Genomic DNA, 19,288 nt, shown 5'->3' with positions numbered 1-19,288 from the left:
ACTCACGAAGAAAATCGTCCAGAACACAAATGCAGGCCAGGAACAATATGAATAAAAGCGGCAAGAAAGAAAGACATGTTTCCCGCTGATCGAGCGGGAATCTAAAGAGGATTTACCATGGCCACCGTCACCAGCGCCGGCTTCAACCCGCAACGCACGGCGTTTTCAATCATCGCAGCCGCCAGCTTCTGCCACATGCTGAACGACATCATGCAATCGCTGCTGACGTCGCTTTACCCGTTGCTGAAAGCCAATTATGCGCTCGACTTCATGCAGATCGGCCTGCTTACCTTCGCCTTTCAGGTCACCGCATCGTTGCTGCAGCCGGTCGTCGGCATGGTGACGGACCGCTGGCCCATGCCGTTCTCCCTGCCCGTCGCCATGCTGTCCACCTGCGCCGGCCTCATCACGCTTGCCTTTGCCCACAGCTTCGAGGTTCTGGTGATCGGCGCCTGCCTCATCGGCGTCGGCTCGGCGATCTTCCATCCGGAAGCCTCACGTGTTGCCCGCCTCGCCTCCGGCGGCCGCCATGGCCTGGCGCAATCGTTCTTCCAGGTCGGCGGCAATACCGGTACGGCCATCGGCCCGCTGCTCGCAGCCTTCATCGTCATCCCGCTCGGCCAGTCGAGCCTCAGCTGGTTTTCGCTGATCGCGCTCGTCGGTTTTGGCGTGCTGTCATGGGTCGGTGTCTGGTACACCCGTCATCGGCGCGCGAACGTCGGCAAGGCACCCGCCAGCCGCACCCTTCCGCTTGCCCGCGGCACTGTCATGATGACGCTTCTGGTGCTGGTGATTCTGACCGCCACCAAGAACGCCTATCTCGCCAGCCTGTCGAGCTACTTCACCTTCTACACCATCGACAAGTTCGGTCTTGGCGTACAGGACGCGCAGGTTCTGCTCTTCCTCTTCCTTGGCGCTTCGGCCTTGGGCGTGTTCTTCGGCGGCCCGATCGGTGACCGTTTCGGTTCGCGCGTCGTCATCTGGTTCTCCATCCTCGGCGTCATCCCCTTCGCGCTGATGCTGCCCTATGCGAACCTGTTCTGGACTGCGGTTCTGGTCGTCGTCATCGGCTTTGTGTTCTCCTCCGCCTTCTCGGCCATCGTCGTCTTCGCGCAGGAACTGGTGCCGGGCCGCGTCGGCCTCATCGCCGGCATGTTCTTCGGTTTCGCCTTCGGTTTCGGCGGCATCGGGGCTGCGGTTCTGGGGGTTTATGCGGATAAGGAAGGCATCGAATTCGTCTACCGCATCTGCTCCTACATGCCGCTGCTCGGCCTTCTGACGGTGTTCCTGCCAAAACTGCCGAGCCACCGCTAAAAGCTTCGCGTTCAACGCTTTTCAACACGGCGGTCACCTGTGATACTCAGGTGACCGCCGTAATTCGTTGAGCAAAGCCCTGTCCATGCAAATCCCGATAAAATCGATCCTTGTTTTCCACGCCGCAGCAAGGGCGGGCAGCATTTCGCGTGCGGCGGAAGAGCTGAGCGTGACGCCATCGGCCGTTTCCCAGCAGATCCAGTTACTGGAAGGCCAGCTTGGCACGACGCTGATGGCGCGAACCGGCCGCAAGGTGACGCTGACGGAAGCCGGCGAGCGGTATTTCTCGATGATCACCGCCCAGATCGAGCAGATCTCCGACGCCACCGACAGTATTCGCGGCTTCCGCTCGGTCACCACGCTGACGATCCGGGCGACGCCCACCATTTCCAACAAATGGCTGCTGCCGCGCCTCGGCTCGTTTCTGGAGGAGCATCCGGAACTCGAAGTGCGCCTCGACGGCACCAACGAGCCGACCGATTTTTCACAAGAGCTTGTTGATATTGAATTGCGCCATGGCGATGGCCGCTGGCCGGGCCTGTTCGTCGAAGGGCTGGTGGAGGAGGAATTCCTGCCGGTCTGTTCACCCAACTATCAGGGCGCAGGAAAATTTCTGCCCGAAGAACTGCAGAATGAACGGCTGATCCACTCGGTCAAGGCGCAGGCGCAGTGGAACCACTGGTTTCCTCTCGCTGGCGTAACGGCTGAAAAGCGCTGGCGGCGTGTCCTGTTCGATCGAAGCCACATGGCCATCGACGCCGCCGTTCTCGGCATCGGCGTGGCGCTGGAAAGCACGCTGATGATGGAGCGGGAGCTGCAGGACAAAATGCTGATCCCAGCCGTAGCGGACGCCCCGCGCATCAAGCTGGTCACCCAATGGATCGTTTGCCCGCATTCCCATCTGCGGCAGAGAAAGGTGATGCTGTTTCTGGAGTGGATGCGAAAACAACGCGACGAGTGGCAAACCCGTCGCGTTGTCTGAGAGTTCGGGCTTCCTGTTTCAGTCTCAATAAAGACCCATCAACCGTATCGGCCCGAGCGTCAGGATCGGGAACAGCACCAGTGCGAAGATGGCGAGCGTCAGCACCGTCATCGGTGCCAGCGAACCACGAATGACGTCCTCTATCTTCATGTTCGCCACCTGGGCTGCGGCAAACAGGCAGACACCAACCGGCGGTGTCACCAGCCCGAGCGTCAGCGTCATGACGGTCACGATCAGGAAATGGATTGGATCGATACCCAGCGCCTCCACCGGCGGCATCAGCACCGGGATGAGGATGAACATGGCCGGGATCGCTTCCATGAAGATGCCGATGATCAGCAGGAAGACGAAGATGACAAGCATCCCCGTCATGGGCCCTAGGTTCATCGCCTTCAAAAGTTCGGCCACCTGTTCCGGCAGGCCGTCGAAGGTGAAGACCCAGGCGGCGAGCTGCGAGGTGGCGGCAATGAACAGAATGGTGCCGGAAATGCGCGCCGTGGAGATCAATATTTCCGGCAGTTCCCGCACCGGAAGGGTGCGATAGACGATGACGCCGAGCACCGCCACATAGACCACCGCGATGGCTGCTGCTTCCGTCGGCGTGAACAGGCCGCTGGCAATGCCGATGATCAGGATCAGCGGGGTCAGCATCGGCAGGATGGCGCGCAAACCGGTGACGACGACCAGACGGAAATTGAACGGGGTCGGCGGATTGTAGCCGTAATGCACCGAATAGAAGTGGTTGAAGACCAGAAAGGCAAGCGCGATGAAGAGGCCGGGCACCAGACCAGCGATCAGCAGGGTGCCGATCGAGACATTGGCGATCGAACCGGCAATCACGATCAGGATCGACGGCGGGATGATGGAGGAGAGCGTCGATGTGCAGAGCGTCATACCGACGGCATAACCCTTTGGAAATCCATGGCGCTCCATCGCCTTGATCTCAATCGCCCCGACCGAGGCGATATCGGCGACGGACGAGCCGGAAACACCGGAAAAGATCACCGAGGAGATGACGTTGACGTGGCCAAGCCCGCCGGGAAGCCAGCCGACCATGGCCTCGGCGAAATCGAAGATGCGTTCCGCCACCCGCCCCCGCTCCATGACCGTGCCGACGAGAATGAAAAGCGGCACGGCGACGAGGAGGAAAGAGTTCATCGACGAAAACATCGTCTGTGAAAGCAGGTCCATGGGCATGGAGGTGAAGAGCCACAGCGTGCCGACGCTGGCGAGTGCCAGCGCGATGGCAAGCGGCACACCGAGCATGCTGAGACCGAAAAAGGCGATGAGAAGAAAGACCGACATGGCTCAGTGTCCTGCTGAAATGGAGATATCGGCGTGCGCGATCTCGTCCGCCGGAAGGCCAAGCTCGGGAAGCGCGATCAGATCCCGCCGGCTGCGCAGCGATTCGATGATGGCAAGCACGGCGATGATGGCGGAAACGGGCAAAACCATACCGATGGCCCACATCGGGATCGGCAGGGTGGCGGCGGTCTCGTTCATCATGATCTGCTGGCGCACCAGGGTGAATCCTGTCCAACCCATCATGCCGAAGAAGAATACTGAGGAGCCGACATAGATCGGCACCGCGAGCCGCCGGAAGAAGCGGTGGAAAAGTACGAGGAATACCACGACGCGGGCGCTTTCAACGGTGCGGAAACCGGCAGCAAGGCCAAGGAAGACCATCCAGATGAACAGAAAGCGGGTCGCCTCCTCGGTCCAAGGCAGCGGGTTGCCGATGAGGCGGCCGATGACCTGGAGAAGAACGACGATGAGAATGCCGGCACAGGCTGCCCCTGCGGCTATATCGGCGATGACTTTGACGATGGTGCCGAGCACCGAGGGTTTCGTATCGCGCATGACAATACCCTTCCACTGCTGAAACCGGATATCCGGTAAAACGAATGCCACACTGCCATTGCGGCAGAGCAACTGCTGCTGACGTTTGCGGTGGCCGGGGTCGCCAATCCGTGCAATCCCGGCCAGCCGTCGCGAAACCGTCAGTTCGTCCTAAGGAAAGCCTGCGTCTTGTCGAAGAACGCCTGATCTTTCACCAGCGCCGAGAACTTGGCCGAAAGACCGGCCGCGACAGCCACGAACGCCTTGCGCTCGTCATCGGTCAGCGTGTTGATCTCCATGCCGTTCTTTTTCAGCGTCTCCAGCGACTTGTCGATATCGGCAGCGTCGTTCTGCGCCTTCCACGCCTCCGTCTCGACGGCCGCTTCCTTCAGCGCCGTCTTGAAGCCCTCGTCGAGACCTTCGAAACGCGCCGGGTTCATGCCCAGCACCCAGGCATCGGCAATGTGATTGCTGATCGTCAGATACTTCTGAACTTCGTAAAGCTTGGCGCTGACCGGCACGTTGACCGGATTTTCCTGCCCATCCACCACCTTCAGCTGGAGCGCATTGTAAACTTCAGCGAAGGCCATCGGCGTCGGGGCCGCCCCCATGGCGCCGAAGAATTCCACCCAGAGCGGATTATTCGGCACGCGCAGCTTCATGCCCTTCAAATCGACCGGCGATTTGATCGGCGCCTTGGAATTGGTGATCTGGCGCAGCGGCCGCGACCAGAGATCGAGACCGAGAATGCCGATCTTGCTCAGATCGCCGGACAGTTCCTTGCCGAGTTCGCTGTCGAGATAGACGCGCAGCTGGTCGATATCGCGGAACTGGTAGGGAATGGCGATGGCAGTGAATTTAGGATTGAACGTCGCGTAAAGCGAGGTGGAGTTCAAGAGCATGTCGAGCGAACCGCCGGCCAGCTGCTTGACGCCCGCTGAAGGGTCGCCGCCATAAAGCGTGCCGTTCGGAAATACCTTGATCTTGAGTTTGCCGTCGGTCTTTTTCGAAACCAGTTCCGCGAACTTGTTGGCGGAGAGCGTGATTTCGGAATTGTCGGCATCCGGCGTCGAAAGTGTCAGCGTTTCGGCCTGCGCGATCGATGCGACCAGCATGGTGGCGGCCAGAGCCAGCCCGTAAAGTTTTGAAATTTTCATGTGTTCCTCCCTTTGTTGTCTGTGAAGCACGTCCGGTTAAAACGGAATCTTTGGACGTGCTCTATCTCTTTGTTTTAGCGCGGACGTAAAACCGCTACGCGCTTTTACTGGAAATGCTCTGGACAGTTTCGAGCGTTCCTCCGAACGCATTCATGCGTTTAATTTCAAGGATCACACCGCTGTGATCAAGCTCGCCCGCGCCATGCTCGACCATGGAACGGAACAGCCGGTCAACCTCCTCGCCGACCGGTAAACTGAGGCCACGGCTTTTGGCGAAAGCCAGCGCCGTGGACGTATCCTTCACCTGATATTTCGCCGGCCCGCCGGGGCGAAAATCGCCCTCCACCATGCGTTTTCCGTGCTGGCGAAAGACGGTGGAATCGGCAAAACCGCCGAGTAAAGCCTGCCGCACCTGTGCCGGGTCGGCTCCCCCCGCTTCAACCAGCGTCAAAGCTTCGGCAACGGCGCAGATTGTCGAGGCGACGATCAGCTGATTGGCGAGCTTGGCCAATGAACCGCAACCCACCGGACCGACATGGGCGAGACGACCGAGGCAATTCAGAAGTGGCCGCAGCGCATCCACATCCCGCTGTTCTCCGCCGGCCATGATGGCGAGCGTTCCCTCAATCGCGCCCTTCTCGCCGCCGGAGACCGGCGCATCGACATATCTCACACCGTGCGCCCTGGCTGCCTGCGCCTGTTCCCGCGCGCTATCGACGGGAATGGAACTCATCACCAGCAGGACAGAGCCGGGCTTCATGGCGGAAACGACGCCCGAGTCCCCGAGCAGAACCTCGTCGCAGACAGGCCCCGAACTCAGCATGCAGATGACGACATCCGCTTCCACCGCCGCATCGATGGCGGTTGCCGCCCGACGCACGCCTTTTTCCGCCAGAGTAGCGGCTTTTTCAGCACTGCGGTTCCAGGCACGGACGGTAAAACCGGCCTCAGCCAGACGGGCCGCCATGGGCGCACCCATGATGCCCGTGCCGATGACGGCGATGTCGCGGATGTCCTGCATGTCCTCCATCCTTCAAAGCCACTGCCGGTTCAGAAAACGCACCGGCAGTTCTTCTTCGATGAGGGCGGGAAATGCCTCGCGAAAACGGTCGAGATGCGGTGTTTTCAGATGGTCGTCGAAAGCCTGCCTGTTATCATAGACCTCATAGAACACCACATTGTTTCCCGTTTCCGGCCGCACCACGTCGAATTGCCGGCAACCCGGTTCGTCTTCAACCGAATGCTTGGCGTCATCACGCGCTGCATCGAGAAAGGCATCCATCGCATCAGGCTTCACCCGAAATTCAGCGATCACCACAAAAGCGCCATTGGACATGTCAGCTTCTCCGCCCATCACGCCGCGGCGTCTTTTTGCGGGCGGAACTGGTTTTCCATGTCCTGGCGAAGCTTCACCACATCAAGATCGCTCACCAGTTCCACATCGTCGAAGCTGACGATCTGGTCCTTCTTGATGGGGCGCTTCAGCTTGACATTATGGGCAAGGCCGATCGGCAACGCCTTGATATCGAGGCTGCGGATCGCCGGAATGGCGTTTGCCCAGACCGCATACCCCCCCTCACCATCCAGCATCTCGCCGGGCTGCATGTCCTTCTTGGCCGTCGCGACGGCGTCACCGCGAAACTCCTTCGAGCAACCCGTCGGCTCGTTGCGCAGGACTGCGGAGAGCACGCTGATCGAGGTTTCCAGCCCGATGATGTGGAACGGACGCCACATGGAAGCGTACCAGCCCGACGGATCGGTCAGGAGGCCATATTGCTTGAAGCAGGCACGGGCATAGTCGTTATGCGCCTTGAAGGTGACGAACACGCCGTAACGGATGTTGTTGAACACCTCGCGTCCGTCAGGCTCCTGGCTCGCGGCGATATCGACCAGACCTGAGCGCGACATGCGACCGCCATCGGCAGCGGGACGGAAGACGCGGGCAAGATCGTGCAGGCCAGCGGGCGGGAAGGCCAGACCGTCATCCGGGCAATCCAGTCCCGTGCCATTGGCGACCGCCGCCATTTCGATGGCCGCCTTGGTGCCATCGGTGAAGGAATTGTACATTTTCGGATTGAAGTCGCCCTTGGCCACTTCCTCATCGGTCCAGCCGAAATAGCTCCAGACGGTGTCCGGTGTCGAATAACGGTAACGCGGCTCGAAATTCATGCCTTTGCCGGCGGAAACCACCTCGAAGCCGGTGGCGCGTGCCCAGTCGACCAGCTCGCAGATCAAGGCCGGCTGGTCGCCATAAGCCATGGAATAGATCAGACCCTTGGCCCGGGCCTTTTCAGCGAGGATCGGCCCGACCATGACGTCGGCTTCGACATTGACCATGACGACGTGCTTGTTGTGGTCGATGGCGCCCAGCGCATGGCGCGCGCCGGCCAGCGGATGGCCGGTCGCTTCGATAATGCATTCAATCTCGCCGCAGGCGAAAAGCTCGTTCACATCGTCGGTCACATAGGTCTTGCCGCTCTTCAGCGCATCGGCGCAGCTCATCGCATCGTAACGCTCCTTCGGCCAGCCGACGCGATCAAACGATTCCCGCGCCTTGCCGACATTGAGGTCTGCGACGGCGACCATGTGGAAACCGGCGATGCGCTGCGCCTGCGCCAGCACCATGGAGCCGAACTTGCCGGCACCGATGAGACCGACCCGGACAGGTTTGCCGCCGGCTGCACGCGCTGACAGAAGGGAATAGAGATTCATGTTTTGACATCCTTCGCTGGGGAAATTGCTGGCGAGAGTGTCCAGTCCGCCCGGCGAAGGCCATGCGATACCGAGGCTGCGAAGGTTCACCCCTCGCGGCGCTGGCCACATGACGTTTCTGCGTTCCTCCCGGATCCCGGCGCACCTCTGCGCCGGCTCTCGCGGTCGCCTCCCAAAGCAACCTTGAGAAGAGAGTAGGAGCGTTCAGATATTAGTTCTATTTAGAAAATCAGATTTTTCGTTTAGTTTATCTAACAAACTATCAGGCCGATTTGCGCAGCATCAGATCGGCGCTGAGGAGAATGCGTTCCCGCATCCGTGTCGTGTCATCCGCCTCCTCGTTCAGCTTCTGCAGCAGAAGCTCGATCGACAGCCTGCCGATCTCGTTATAATTCTGCGCCACCGTGGTAATAGGCGGGCAGGCATAACGCGACAGCGGATGATCGTCATGGCCGGCGACCCTGAGGTCATAATCCGCGCCGTGGCCAACCTTGATGCCCTTCTGGAAAGCGGCGGCGATGACACCGAAGGCGATACGGTCATTGGCGCATAAAATGGTGCGTGACGGCAAGTGCCCTGTCCCATCCAGCAGCCGGCTCGCTTCATCGAAGGCGAAACGCTCAAAATCCCAGGTGACGGTGCCGGGAACACCGATGACATGCGGCTCGAAACCAAGACGCTGCATCGCCTCCTCATAGGCCGTGCGGCGTGTGGCAGCGTTGGTATTGACCTGCGGCATATCGAAAAAACAGGGTGGCTCGCCCGAACGGCAGAGATAATCCACCATCAGCCCGACGCTCTGGCGATTGTCGGTGCCGACAAAGGCCGAGGTCTCATCCAGCGGCGAATCGACGTAAACGATCGGAATGCTGGCCGCCAGCTGCTCCAGCGTTGCGCGGTGGGATTTGACGCCGAGCGGAGCGATGATGGCGCCCGCGACATTCATCGACTTGAAGGTGCGGATAGCCCGATCCTCGATTTCCGCCTTGCCATCGGACGACAGCACGAAGGCCAGGAAACCGGCCTCGTTGGCGATGAGCTCGATACGGCTCGTCAGCGCCATGTAGAACGGGTCGGTGGAGTTCGGAATGATGATGCCGATGATATTGGAACGGCGGCGGTTGAGGTTTACGGCGAAGATATTCGGCCGGAAGCCCGATTTCTTCAGCGCATCCTCGATAGCATCCCGCGTCTTTTTGCGGACCGAGGCCGGATCATTGAAGTATTTCGAAACGGTCGGGCGGGAAAGGCCGACGAATTCCGAAAATTCTTCCATCGTCCTGATAGATTTGGCCAAAACGCTTGCCCCCATGAAATATTACATGTGGTACTCTATATCGACCGGCCTTCGCACGAAAAGCCGGTCGAATGGTTATCAACGGCCAAACGATCATTCGGCTGCAAATTGCACTTTCATCGTCGCCGGATCAGACGGTTTTTTCGTAAAGAACGGCAGCATCTCCGAAAGCGGCAAGCGGTGCGAAACGAGCCGCGCCATGACCTCGCCATCCGTCTCCAGAATGGCAAGCGCCTGCGGTATGTTGCGGTTCAGCGAATGCGAGCCGACAAGTTTCAGCTGGCGCCGGAAGATTTCAAACGGTGCCACCGAAATACGGGCATCCGGCGCGCAGACGCCGAAGAATAGCGCCGTGCCGCCATCCGCAACCAGCGGGATCATCGCCTCGGCGACCGGGGCAATACCCGTCGCATCGGCCACGAAATCGAAAGACTTCTGTTGCCGCAAGAGCGCTTCTGAGCCGGAAACCGCGACCTTGAGCCCGAGACTTTCTGCAAAGGCCAGTCTGCTTTCATTGATATCGGCCATCGTCACCGTCGCAATGCCGCGTGATTTCAGCGACAGGGCAAGCAGCAGGCCGATGGGCCCAGCACCGAAAACAAGCGCATTCTCCGGCACCACGCCACTCTCGCCAATACCCGCACTCTGCATGCCATTGACAACACAGGCAAGCGGCTCAGCCAGCGCCGCGACGTGATAGGGCATCGAACCGATACCGTGCAGGTGATCGGCACGCACCAAACTGAACTCCGCAAAGCCTCCATTGTGGGAAACGCCATAAGCTTTCAATGTGCTGCAAAGGTTGGTCAGCCCTTTCCTGCAACTGGCGCAGGTGCCGCAGGGCAGATTGGGATCGACGGCCACACGGTCGCCGGCCCTGAAACCTGTCACATCGGAAGCCACGGCTGCAATTTCACCGGCATATTCATGGCCGGGGATGACGGGAAACGCACCGTCACCATAACGCGCATGCAGCACGTCGATATCGGTATGGCAAAGCCCCGAAGCCTTGACCCGCAAAAGCGCGTGACCCGGCGGCAGATCGGCGACCGGGAGTTCCGCCAGCACGGCGCGTCCCTTCTCGACGAATTGAATGGCATGCATGGTCATCTCCGGCTTTTCAGCTCATCCAGTTGCCGCCGTCGACATTATATGTCTGGGCGAGAATATAATCGCTGTCGGCGGAGGCGAGGAACACCGCCAGTCCCTTGATATCATCTGGCGTGGCGAAACGGCCGATCGGCACGGATCTGGCCACCGCCGCCTTCTTCTCACCCGGCTTCAAACCTTCCCACTTGGCGAAATGCGCATCGACCACTTCCCAATGCTCGCCATCCACCACACCCGGCGCTATGGCGTTGACATTGATGCCATGCTTGACGAGCGCCAGCGCCGCCGACTGCGTGGCGGAAATGATCGCCGCCTTGGAGGCGCAATAAAGCATCACCAGCGCCTCGCCGCGCCGACCTGCCTGGCTGGCCATGTTAATGATCTTGCCGCCGCGCGCGCGCTCGATCATGACATTGGAGACGGCCTTCATCATGAACAGCGGCCCCTTGAGATTGATGTCGAACACCCGCTCATAGCTCTCTTCGGTAATGCCGTTGATCGGCGCCATATCGAAGATCGCGGCATTGTTGACGAGAATGTCGATGCCGCCGAATTCTTCGTCCACCGCCTTTACCACCGCGTCGATCTGGGTAAGATCGGTCACATCCAGCTTCACGGCCTTGGCTGCGGGACCGATGGCGGCAGCCGAAGCGGTTGCGCGGGCGATATCGATATCGGCGATGATGACCTTTGCGCCCTCATCGGCAAAAGCCTGGGCGAAACCAAGGCCGATGCCGCGGGCGGCGCCGGTGATCAGCGCGACCTTGTTGTTCAATCTCATGTCGATCTCCGTGATGCATGGTGAGTCAATTGGCCATGCTCGTTTGTTGTTCGATGCTTTTCCTCACTCCCCTCATTCCTGTGCTTGTCACAGGAATCCAGCCGACGCGCGTCTGCGCGGCGAGAGAGTCCTTCCAGCCCAAAGATTTGGGCTGACTGGATTCCTGTGACAAGCACAGGAATGAGGGCAGCGGGTGCGTGAACCCACCCATGCCGCCCGCCACCAAAAGGCGAACGGGCGGCACGCCGGGAGGACGCGGCTACTTGATGTAGCCCGCGCGGGTCATGTCACGCTCGACCTGCTTCTGCGCGCCTTCGAGCGCCGCATCAACGGTCTGCTGACCGGAAAGGGCTGCCGCGATCTGCTGGCCGACAACCGTGCCGATGGACTGGAATTCCGGTATGGCGACGAATTGCACACCGGTATAGGGCACCGGATCCTTGGTCGGCTTGGACGGATCAGCAGACATGATCGCCTTCAGCACTGTATCCGCAAAGGGCGCCGCCTTCTTGTATTCCGGCAGCTCATAGGTGGATTTGCGCGTGCCTGGCGGCACAGCCACCCAGCCCTCGCTTTCGCCAACCGTCTTCACATAGGCCTTGGATGTCGCCCATTTGACGAAGGACTTGGCGGTTTCAAGCTTCTTCGTGCTGTTTGGAATGGCGAGGTTCCAGGACCACGACCAGCTCGAGCCGTTCGGCGTTACCTCGACCGGCGCGCGCGTGAAACCGGTCTTGTCGGCGACCTGGCTCTGTTTGGGATCATAAACGCGGCCCGCCGCCGAGGTGGCGTCGATCCACATGGCGCAGCGGCCGGAGGAAAACAGCGTCTGGTTCTCGTTGAAGCCGTTGGCGGCCGCACCGGGCGGGCCGTAAGAGGTCATCAGCGCCACATAATCCGCAATCGCCTTTTTCCATGGCGCGCTCGTCAGCTGCGGTTTCCAGTCCATGTCGAACCAGCGCCCGCCATAGGTGTTGATCATGGTGCCAAGGAACGCCATGTTCTCGCCCCAGCCCGGCTTGCCGCGCAGGCAGATGCCATATTGCTGTTTCGACTTGTCCGTCAGCTTGGCGGCAAAATCCTTGATCTGGTCGTAGGTCGGATTATCAGGCATCTTGAGACCGGCGGCGTCGAACAGGTCCTTGCGATAAAGCGTGAACGAGCTTTCGGTATAGAACGGCACGGCGTAAAGCTTGCCGTCCACCGTCAGGCCTTTCTTGATCGGATCGAGCAGATCGGCGTAATCGTAATCGTCGCCGAGATCGTCGACTGGCGCCAGCCAACCCTGCTTGCCCCAGATCGGCGCTTCGTAACCGCCGATGGTCATGATGTCGAACTGGCCGCCATTGGTGGCGATATCGGTGGTGACGCGTTCGCGCAGAACATTCTCTTCCAGCACGATCCAGTTGATCTTGTTTCCTGTTTCCTTCTCCCAGGCGCTGGAAAGCTTCTGCATGATGATCATGTCGCCATTATTGACGGTGGCGACGTTGATTTCTTCCGCCTGCGCCAGCCCGGCCAAAAGGCCTACTCCCACCACAGACGACGACAGAATTCCAATGAATTTGCTCATGAGACCCGCTCCTCCTTTACGGATGTCCACGCACAACAATACATGCGTAAATTTTTATCTCGTAAAATTGCGCCGCTTGTCAACGCCCAAAAATGGAAGGCGACATTATCAGGCTTGTGTTTATTGCTATAAATCATTGTTTTTGAGTGATTAATTTCACAAAGAATAATTACATGACTCTCTTTACTTGCTGCATCGCAACAAAATATTCATCAGCAAATATCTTGACGCACGTAAATTTTAGCTGATATCCGGAAAATAACCAGCCCGAAATGCCGGGGACTTGCACCCACCGAACGATGGGAGCCAAATGCATAAGGAGGAGACGATGAGGCAGGCATCCGCACTGGCGCCGCATACGAATGGACCCACCGTCACCGCTGGCGAAATCCTCGTGGAGATCATGGCGACGACGGTGGGCAACGGTTTTCTCGAGCCACAAACGCTGATCGGCCCTTTCCCAAGCGGCGCACCCGCCATCTTCATCGACCAGGTCGCGCGTTGCGGCGGCAGCGCGGGTATTATTGCGGCGGTGGGTGACGACGATTTCGGCCGCCTCAACATCGAGCGGCTGCGCCGCGACGGCGTCGATGTCTCGGCCATCGCCACCATAGCGGACCGCCCGACCGGCAGCGCCTTCGTGCGTTACCGGGAAAACGGCGCGCGCGACTTCGTTTTCAACATCGCCCATTCGGCGGCCAGCGAAACACGGATGACGGATGAGGCGCAGGCGCTCATCGAAAAGGCGGGCCATGTGCACGTCATGGGATCGGCTTTTGCGATTGCCGGTATCGGCGAGATCATTCTGGAGGCGATCAAAAGCGTCAAGGAACGCGGTGGCTCGGTGTCTTTCGATCCGAACATCCGCAAGGAACTGGTACAGGGTAACGAGGGCCGCAGGCTGATCGACGATCTGCTTGGCGTTACAGACCTCCTGCTTCCGTCCGGGGAAGAACTTCAGGCCGCCTCCGGTCTGGATGCCGAGGACGCGGCGATAGAAAAGCTCCTCGCCTCGGGTATCGGCGAAATAGTGCTGAAACGTGGCGCCCAAGGTGCCAGCCACTTCAGCCGCGCTTATGGACGCATCGACGCCCCCGGATTGCGCGTGGCGGAAATCGACCCGACCGGTGCCGGCGACTGTTTCGGCGCAACCTACCTCACCTGCCGCCGCCTCGGCATGCGTCCTGAAAAAGCGCTTGTCTATGCCAACGCCTCCGGCGCGCACAACGTCACAAAGCGCGGCCCGATGGAGGGCGCTGCCAGCCTTGCCGAACTCGACGCCTTCATGGCCGCGCAATTGTCGGAGGAAGTCCTATGACCGCCATTCTGGAAAATCTCGCAGCCGCCCGCCGCGCCGGCAAACCTGCGGGCATCACTTCTGTCTGCTCTGCCCACCCCGTTGTCCTGCGTGCTGCAATCCGCCGCGCCGCCGCCAGTCAAACAGCCGTGCTGATCGAGGCCACCTGCAATCAGGTCAATCATCTCGGTGGTTATACCGGCATGACACCGCGTGACTTCGTTGCCTTCGTCAACACCATCGCCGCGGAAGAAGGACTGCCCGCCGAACTGCTGATCTTTGGCGGCGATCATCTCGGCCCCAATCCCTGGCGCAGGGAGAAGGCCGAGGACGCGCTGACAAAAGCCGCCGCCATGGTCGAAGCCTATGTTTCAGCCGGTTTTCGCAAGATCCACCTTGATGCATCGATGGGCTGCGCCGGTGAGCCGGCAGCACTGGATGACGTCACCATCGCCCACCGCGCCGCGAAACTCGCAGCTGTTGCCGAAAAGGCAGCCACTGAGGCTGGCCTGCCAAAACCGCTTTATATTCTCGGCACGGAAGTTCCGGTGCCCGGCGGTGCCGACCATGTGCTTGAGACCGTCGCACCGACCGAACCGCAGGCGGCGCGCAACACCATCGATCTTCACCGCGAAATCTTTGCGCGGCACGGTCTTTCCGGTGCGTTCGAACGGGTCATCGCCTTTGTCGTGCAGCCCGGCGTGGAATTCGGCAGCGACAATGTCGTCGCTTATGATCCGCAGGCAGCGCAGAGCCTGAGCGCCGTGCTGGATGGCGAACCGCGACTGGTCTTCGAAGCCCATTCCACCGATTACCAGACCGAGCCTGCCCTTGCGGCACTGGTGCGCGACGGATATCCGATCCTCAAAGTTGGACCGGGCCTCACCTTCGCTTACCGGGAAGCGCTTTATGCACTCGACATGATCGCCTCCGAAATGGTCGGCACCTATGGCGACCGACCGCTGGCGCGGACCATGGAAAAATTGATGTTAAGCGCGCCGGGCGACTGGCAGGGCCATTACCATGGCGACGACATCACGCTCCGATTGCAACGCCATTACAGCTACAGCGACCGCATCCGTTACTACTGGACGCGACCGGAAGCGCTCGCGGCCGTTTCCACCTTGCATAAGGCACTGGATGGGAAGACAATTCCCGAAACCCTGCTGCACCAATATCTCGGCGAATTGCCGCTCGCGGCGGTTGCGGGAAAGGAACCGGAGGAGGTTCTGGTCGCGGCGGTGGATCAGGTGCTGGCGACCTATCACGCGGCGACGGGCGAAGGCCGCCACTGACGGCAATCATAATCCGGATGCCCCTGCGGCAGGGGCCGCCGGAGCGAAATGGGGGAAGTGTGAGCGGTTTTCACCTGAAATCCCGCTCAAACTTATAACTATATCCGTGAGGGAGGACTACCAATGGCAACACGAAACACGAGCGGGTTAGCGCGGGTGATGCTTGCGCCTTCGGTTCTGCTTTTGCTGGTGTGGATGATCGTGCCTTTGGCGATGACGTTGTGGTTCTCGTTCCAGAACTACAATCTCCTCAACCCGGCCAATGTCAGCTTTGCGGGTCTGTTCAATTACCAGTATTTCTACACCGACCCGGCCTTCTTCCAGTCGATCTGGAACACGCTGCTGATCGTCGTCGGCGTACTCCTGATCACCGTCATCGGCGGCATCGCCATTGCGCTGCTTCTCGACAATGACATTTTCGGCCAGGGCATCGTGCGCATCATGATCATCTCGCCCTTCTTCGTCATGCCGCCTGTCGCAGCATTGGTGTGGAAGAACATGATCATGCATCCCGGATACGGCGTGCTTGCCGATCTCTCGCGTTTCTTCGGCCTGCAACCGGTCGACTGGTTTGCGCAGTTTCCGCTGCTGTCGATCATCATCATCGTTGCCTGGCAATGGCTGCCCTTTGCCACGCTGATCCTGCTCACCGCCCTGCAATCGCTCGATGGCGAGCAGAAGGAAGCGGCCGAGATGGATGGCGCCAACTTCGTCAACCGCTTCATCTATCTGACCCTGCCGCATCTTGCCCGCGCCATCACCGTCGTCATCCTCATCCAGACGATCTTCCTGCTCGGCGTCTACGCGGAAATCCTCGTCACCACCAATGGCGGCCCGGGTTATGCCTCCACCAACCTTGCCTTCCTCATCTATCGCACTGCACTTTTAGGCTACGACGTCGGCGGCGCTTCGGCCGGTGGCATCATCGCCGTCGTGCTCGCCAATATCGTCGCCATCTTCCTGATGCGCGCCGTTGGCAAGAATTTGGACCGTTAAGGAGAACCGATCATGGCCCGCAAGACAACCACACGCGCAAAGATCGGCTTTTCCATCGCGGCATGGGCCGTGGCGCTTTTGCTGTTCTTCCCGATCCTTTACGCCTTCCTCACCTCGATCAAGACCGAGCCGGAGGCGATCGCAGGCTTCAGCCTCCTTCCATCGGGTACGCTCGAAAACTACATCACCGTCCAGACCCAGCGCGATTACTTCAAGCCGTTCATGAACTCGGTCGTGCTGTCGCTCGGCTCGACCATCATCGCGCTGATCATCGCCATTCCCGCCGCCTGGGCGATGGCGTTCTCGCCGACCAAACGCACCAAGGACATCTTGATGTGGATGCTTTCCACCAAGATGATGCCGGGGGTGGCGGTGCTGGTGCCGATCTACCTGATCTTCCGCAATGCCGGCCTGCTCGATACCCGCATCGGGCTCACCGTCATGCTCACCTTCATCAACCTGCCGATCGTGGTGTGGATGCTTTACACCTACTTCCGCGAAATCCCCGGCGAGATTCTGGAAGCCGCCCGCATGGATGGTGCATCGCTCTGGAACGAGATCGTGCATGTGCTGACCCCGATGGCGGTGCCGGGCATTGCCTCGACGCTGCTTCTGAACGTCATCCTTGCCTGGAACGAATCCTTCTGGACCATCCGGCTGACGACCACCAATGCAGCACCGCTGACGGCCTTCATCGCCTCGTTCTCCTCACCGCAGGGACTGTTCTGGGCAAAGCTCTCGGCCGCCTCGATGATGGCGATCGCCCCCATTCTCGTCATCGGCTGGTTCTCGCAGAAACAACTCGTGCGTGGCCTGACCTTTGGCGCCGTGAAATAAGGAACGACAAACATGGGCAGCATTTCCCTTCAGAACGTGTCCAAGCTCTTCGGTGAGGCGAAAGTCATCCCGTCGATCGATCTGGATATCAACGACGGCGAGTTCGTCGTCTTCGTCGGCCCGTCCGGCTGCGGCAAGTCCACGCTTTTGCGGCTGATCGCCGGGCTGGAAGACGTCTCCGGCGGCAAAATCGTCATCGACGGCAACGACGCCACCGAAAAGGCGCCGGCCGAGCGCGGCCTTGCCATGGTGTTCCAGTCCTATGCGCTCTACCCGCATATGAGCGTGCGCAACAACATCGCCTTCCCGCTGAAGATGGCCAAGCTCGACAAGGCCGTCATCGACAAGAAGGTCGGGGATGCCGCCCGCATTCTCAACCTCACCGATTATCTGGAGCGCCGGCCCTCGCAGCTGTCGGGCGGCCAGCGACAGCGCGTCGCCATCGGCCGCGCCATCGTGCGCGAACCGAAAGCCTTCCTGTTCGACGAGCCGCTCTCCAACCTCGATGCGGCGCTGCGCGGCACCATGCGGCTGGAAATCTCCGAGCTGCACAACACGCTGAAGACGACGATGATCTATGTCACCCACGACCAGGTGGAGGCCATGACCATGGCCGACAAGATCGTCGTCCTCAACCGCGGCAATATCGAACAGGTCGGCTCGCCGATGGAGCTTTACCGCTCGCCCGCCAACCTGTTCGTCGCCGGCTTCATCGGCTCGCCGCGCATGAACCTCATCACCGGCGACTTCGCCCGCAGCAAGAACGCCACCACCGCCGGCGTGCGGCCCGAACATCTGGTGCTGTCGAAAGAAAGCGGCCTGTGGCAGGGCAAGGTCACCGTTGCCGAACATCTCGGATCGGATACGTTCCTGCATCTCGAGGTGTCAGGCATCGGACCCATCACCGCCAGGACCGACGGTGAGTTCGAATGCAAACACGGCGATACCGTCTTCATCACACCCGATGAGACCAAAATCCACAGATTCGATGACAAGGGCATCGCTATATGAGGCCTTAAGTTCAGGCCTCGTTGATCCTGACACCGTTTCGGTCAAAGACATGCAGCCGTTCCTGCGGGAAACCGACCCGCAGCGACTTGCCCGGCTGCAACAGCGCCCGATCGGACGAAAACAGCTTGAAGGGCAATCCATGCACGGTCAGGTGCAGGATGATGCCGAGACCCGTCGGCTCGACCAGATCGACGGTCGCCTCGACGGCTCGATGCGCAGGCGAGACGGTGACATGTTCAGGCCGGATACCGAGTGTGACCGGCTCATCATCGGCGAGCTTCACATCGCGGCCGAGTTCGAGGCGCGTGCCGTCACCCAGCACGACGAAACTGCCGCCATTCTCCCGTCCGAGCCGTCCTTCAAGGAAATTCATGCCCGGCGAGCCGATGAAACCGGCGACGAACAGATTGGCGGGACGATCATAAAGATCGAGCGGCGCGCCGATCTGCTGCACATGGCCGGCATTCATCGCAACGATACGCGAGGCAAGCGTCATCGCCTCGATCTGATCATGGGTCACGTAGACCGAGGTGGCCCCGAGATCGGCATGCATGCGCTTGATTTCGGCACGCATCTGTTCGCGCAGGCGGGCATCGAGGTTGGAGAGTGGCTCATCGAACAGGAAGGCCTTCGGCTGGCGCACGATGGCGCGGCCCATGGCGACGCGCTGGCGCTGGCCGCCGGAGAGCGCCTTCGGGCGGCGGGCGAGGTAGGGGTCGAGGCCGAGCTTGGCGGAAGCACCGGCCACCGCCGCCGCAATGGTTTCCTTGGTGCTGCGGCGCAGGCGCAGGCTGTAGCTCATATTGTCGGCAACGCTCATATGAGGATAAAGCGCATAGGACTGGAACACCATGGCGATGTCGCGATCCTTCGGCCTGCGATCATTGACCCGCTCGCCATCGATGGACAGGTCGCCGGATGTTATCTCTTCAAGCCCGGCGATCATGCGCAGCAGCGTCGATTTTCCGCAGCCGGAGGGGCCGACGAGGACGATGAACTCGCCATCCCTGATATCAAGATCGACGCCGTGCAGCACGGCGAGGTCGCCATAGGTCTTGCCGACATTCTTCAGCTCGATGGAAGCCAT

At 60.1% G+C, this 19,288-nt stretch carries 18 protein-coding genes; 7 read left to right on the top strand and 11 right to left on the bottom strand.

All coding sequences use genetic code 11. The annotated features are described in order from the left end of the window. Positions 1-117 precede the first annotated feature (117 nt). Complete coding sequence (locus GSF67_RS22605) at positions 118-1,314, top strand: MFS transporter (protein WP_006313209.1); 1,197 nt, start codon at positions 118-120, stop codon at positions 1,312-1,314. An 85-nt stretch (positions 1,315-1,399) separates the two neighbouring features. Continuing rightward, positions 1,400-2,296, top strand: a complete 897-nt coding sequence (locus tag GSF67_RS22600) for a LysR substrate-binding domain-containing protein (RefSeq protein ID WP_006313208.1) — start codon at positions 1,400-1,402, stop codon at positions 2,294-2,296. Between the two features lie 24 nt (positions 2,297-2,320). Here GSF67_RS22600 and GSF67_RS22595 read toward each other — a convergent pair whose 3' ends face one another. From GSF67_RS22595 to GSF67_RS22550, 10 genes are all read right to left on the bottom strand, one after another. Further along, positions 2,321-3,601, bottom strand: a complete 1,281-nt coding sequence (locus tag GSF67_RS22595; protein WP_006313207.1) for a TRAP transporter large permease — start codon at positions 3,599-3,601, stop codon at positions 2,321-2,323. A 3-nt stretch (positions 3,602-3,604) separates the two neighbouring features. Next, a complete protein-coding gene (locus GSF67_RS22590; RefSeq protein ID WP_006313206.1) occupies positions 3,605-4,156 on the bottom strand; it encodes a TRAP transporter small permease in 552 nt (183 codons plus the stop codon). A 140-nt stretch (positions 4,157-4,296) separates the two neighbouring features. Next, entirely contained in the window at positions 4,297-5,292 is a 996-nt protein-coding gene (locus tag GSF67_RS22585; protein ID WP_006313205.1) for a DctP family TRAP transporter solute-binding subunit, read from the bottom strand. Between the two features lie 94 nt (positions 5,293-5,386). After that, the gene (locus GSF67_RS22580; RefSeq protein WP_035215461.1) at positions 5,387-6,313 is read right to left on the bottom strand and encodes an NAD(P)-dependent oxidoreductase; all 927 of its coding nucleotides are present in this window, start codon (positions 6,311-6,313) and stop codon (positions 5,387-5,389) included. A 12-nt stretch (positions 6,314-6,325) separates the two neighbouring features. Continuing rightward, complete coding sequence (locus GSF67_RS22575; protein ID WP_035215458.1) at positions 6,326-6,628, bottom strand: putative quinol monooxygenase; 303 nt, start codon at positions 6,626-6,628, stop codon at positions 6,326-6,328. A 17-nt stretch (positions 6,629-6,645) separates the two neighbouring features. Further along, positions 6,646-8,004 carry an NAD(P)H-dependent oxidoreductase gene (locus GSF67_RS22570; RefSeq protein ID WP_006313202.1) on the bottom strand — a complete coding sequence of 453 codons (1,359 nt, stop codon included), beginning with the start codon at positions 8,002-8,004 and terminating at the stop codon, positions 6,646-6,648. Positions 8,005-8,266: 262 nt separating this feature from the next. Beyond that, on the bottom strand, positions 8,267-9,280 hold the full coding sequence (locus GSF67_RS22565) for a LacI family DNA-binding transcriptional regulator (RefSeq protein ID WP_006313201.1): 1,014 nt from the start codon (positions 9,278-9,280) through the stop codon (positions 8,267-8,269). A 114-nt stretch (positions 9,281-9,394) separates the two neighbouring features. Continuing rightward, positions 9,395-10,405 (bottom strand): D-altritol 5-dehydrogenase, encoded by a 1,011-nt coding sequence (locus GSF67_RS22560; RefSeq protein WP_035215455.1) that lies wholly within the window; start codon positions 10,403-10,405, stop codon positions 9,395-9,397. Positions 10,406-10,421: 16 nt separating this feature from the next. After that, positions 10,422-11,192, bottom strand: coding sequence for a galactitol 2-dehydrogenase (locus GSF67_RS22555; RefSeq protein WP_006313199.1), 771 nt, complete (start codon positions 11,190-11,192; stop codon positions 10,422-10,424). Between the two features lie 259 nt (positions 11,193-11,451). Next, positions 11,452-12,765, bottom strand: a complete 1,314-nt coding sequence (locus GSF67_RS22550) for a sugar ABC transporter substrate-binding protein (protein WP_006313198.1) — start codon at positions 12,763-12,765, stop codon at positions 11,452-11,454. 310 nt (positions 12,766-13,075) lie between these two features. Here GSF67_RS22550 and GSF67_RS22545 point away from each other — a divergent pair, with 310 nt between their 5' ends. The 5 genes from GSF67_RS22545 to GSF67_RS22525 all read left to right on the top strand — a co-directional run bounded on the left by GSF67_RS22545 (position 13,076) and on the right by GSF67_RS22525 (position 18,201). Beyond that, the gene (locus GSF67_RS22545) at positions 13,076-14,083 is read left to right on the top strand and encodes a sugar kinase (RefSeq protein WP_035215450.1); all 1,008 of its coding nucleotides are present in this window, start codon (positions 13,076-13,078) and stop codon (positions 14,081-14,083) included. Beyond that, positions 14,080-15,357 carry a D-tagatose-bisphosphate aldolase, class II, non-catalytic subunit gene (locus tag GSF67_RS22540; RefSeq protein ID WP_006313195.1) on the top strand — a complete coding sequence of 426 codons (1,278 nt, stop codon included), beginning with the start codon at positions 14,080-14,082 and terminating at the stop codon, positions 15,355-15,357. The genes GSF67_RS22545 and GSF67_RS22540 overlap by 4 nt, the downstream gene beginning before the upstream one ends. A 123-nt stretch (positions 15,358-15,480) precedes the next feature. Beyond that, on the top strand, positions 15,481-16,353 hold the full coding sequence (locus GSF67_RS22535) for a carbohydrate ABC transporter permease (RefSeq protein WP_035215471.1): 873 nt from the start codon (positions 15,481-15,483) through the stop codon (positions 16,351-16,353). A gap of 12 nt (positions 16,354-16,365) precedes the next feature. After that, on the top strand, positions 16,366-17,190 hold the full coding sequence (locus tag GSF67_RS22530) for a carbohydrate ABC transporter permease (protein WP_006313219.1): 825 nt from the start codon (positions 16,366-16,368) through the stop codon (positions 17,188-17,190). A gap of 12 nt (positions 17,191-17,202) precedes the next feature. Continuing rightward, positions 17,203-18,201, top strand: a complete 999-nt coding sequence (locus tag GSF67_RS22525) for an ABC transporter ATP-binding protein (protein WP_128822053.1) — start codon at positions 17,203-17,205, stop codon at positions 18,199-18,201. Positions 18,202-18,211: 10 nt separating this feature from the next. Here the strand turns inward: GSF67_RS22525 and GSF67_RS22520 are convergent, their stop codons facing one another. Then, entirely contained in the window at positions 18,212-19,288 is a 1,077-nt protein-coding gene (locus GSF67_RS22520) for an ABC transporter ATP-binding protein (RefSeq protein ID WP_006314463.1), read from the bottom strand.

The organism is Agrobacterium sp. CGMCC 11546, from assembly GCF_013365515.1.
GTDB classification, from domain to species: domain Bacteria; phylum Pseudomonadota; class Alphaproteobacteria; order Rhizobiales; family Rhizobiaceae; genus Agrobacterium; species Agrobacterium fabrum.
This window is presented reverse-complemented; position numbering and strand designations above follow the sequence as displayed.

What these genes read in the sequence shown, in the direction of transcription:
- GSF67_RS22605 (WP_006313209.1), top strand. Translation starts at nt 118, where the DNA reads ATGGCCACCGTCACCAGCGCCGGCTTCAACCCGCAACGCACGGCGTTT.
- GSF67_RS22600 (WP_006313208.1), top strand. Translation starts at nt 1,400, where the DNA reads ATGCAAATCCCGATAAAATCGATCCTTGTTTTCCACGCCGCAGCAAGG.
- GSF67_RS22595 (WP_006313207.1), bottom strand. Translation starts at nt 3,601, where the DNA reads ATGTCGGTCTTTCTTCTCATCGCCTTTTTCGGTCTCAGCATGCTCGGT.
- GSF67_RS22590 (WP_006313206.1), bottom strand. Translation starts at nt 4,156, where the DNA reads ATGCGCGATACGAAACCCTCGGTGCTCGGCACCATCGTCAAAGTCATC.
- GSF67_RS22585 (WP_006313205.1), bottom strand. Translation starts at nt 5,292, where the DNA reads ATGAAAATTTCAAAACTTTACGGGCTGGCTCTGGCCGCCACCATGCTG.
- GSF67_RS22580 (WP_035215461.1), bottom strand. Translation starts at nt 6,313, where the DNA reads ATGCAGGACATCCGCGACATCGCCGTCATCGGCACGGGCATCATGGGT.
- GSF67_RS22575 (WP_035215458.1), bottom strand. Translation starts at nt 6,628, where the DNA reads ATGTCCAATGGCGCTTTTGTGGTGATCGCTGAATTTCGGGTGAAGCCT.
- GSF67_RS22570 (WP_006313202.1), bottom strand. Translation starts at nt 8,004, where the DNA reads ATGAATCTCTATTCCCTTCTGTCAGCGCGTGCAGCCGGCGGCAAACCT.
- GSF67_RS22565 (WP_006313201.1), bottom strand. Translation starts at nt 9,280, where the DNA reads ATGGAAGAATTTTCGGAATTCGTCGGCCTTTCCCGCCCGACCGTTTCG.
- GSF67_RS22560 (WP_035215455.1), bottom strand. Translation starts at nt 10,405, where the DNA reads ATGCATGCCATTCAATTCGTCGAGAAGGGACGCGCCGTGCTGGCGGAA.
- GSF67_RS22555 (WP_006313199.1), bottom strand. Translation starts at nt 11,192, where the DNA reads ATGAGATTGAACAACAAGGTCGCGCTGATCACCGGCGCCGCCCGCGGC.
- GSF67_RS22550 (WP_006313198.1), bottom strand. Translation starts at nt 12,765, where the DNA reads ATGAGCAAATTCATTGGAATTCTGTCGTCGTCTGTGGTGGGAGTAGGC.
- GSF67_RS22545 (WP_035215450.1), top strand. Translation starts at nt 13,076, where the DNA reads ATGCATAAGGAGGAGACGATGAGGCAGGCATCCGCACTGGCGCCGCAT.
- GSF67_RS22540 (WP_006313195.1), top strand. Translation starts at nt 14,080, where the DNA reads ATGACCGCCATTCTGGAAAATCTCGCAGCCGCCCGCCGCGCCGGCAAA.
- GSF67_RS22535 (WP_035215471.1), top strand. Translation starts at nt 15,481, where the DNA reads ATGGCAACACGAAACACGAGCGGGTTAGCGCGGGTGATGCTTGCGCCT.
- GSF67_RS22530 (WP_006313219.1), top strand. Translation starts at nt 16,366, where the DNA reads ATGGCCCGCAAGACAACCACACGCGCAAAGATCGGCTTTTCCATCGCG.
- GSF67_RS22525 (WP_128822053.1), top strand. Translation starts at nt 17,203, where the DNA reads ATGGGCAGCATTTCCCTTCAGAACGTGTCCAAGCTCTTCGGTGAGGCG.
- GSF67_RS22520 (WP_006314463.1), bottom strand. Translation starts at nt 19,288, where the DNA reads ATGGCTTCCATCGAGCTGAAGAATGTCGGCAAGACCTATGGCGACCTC.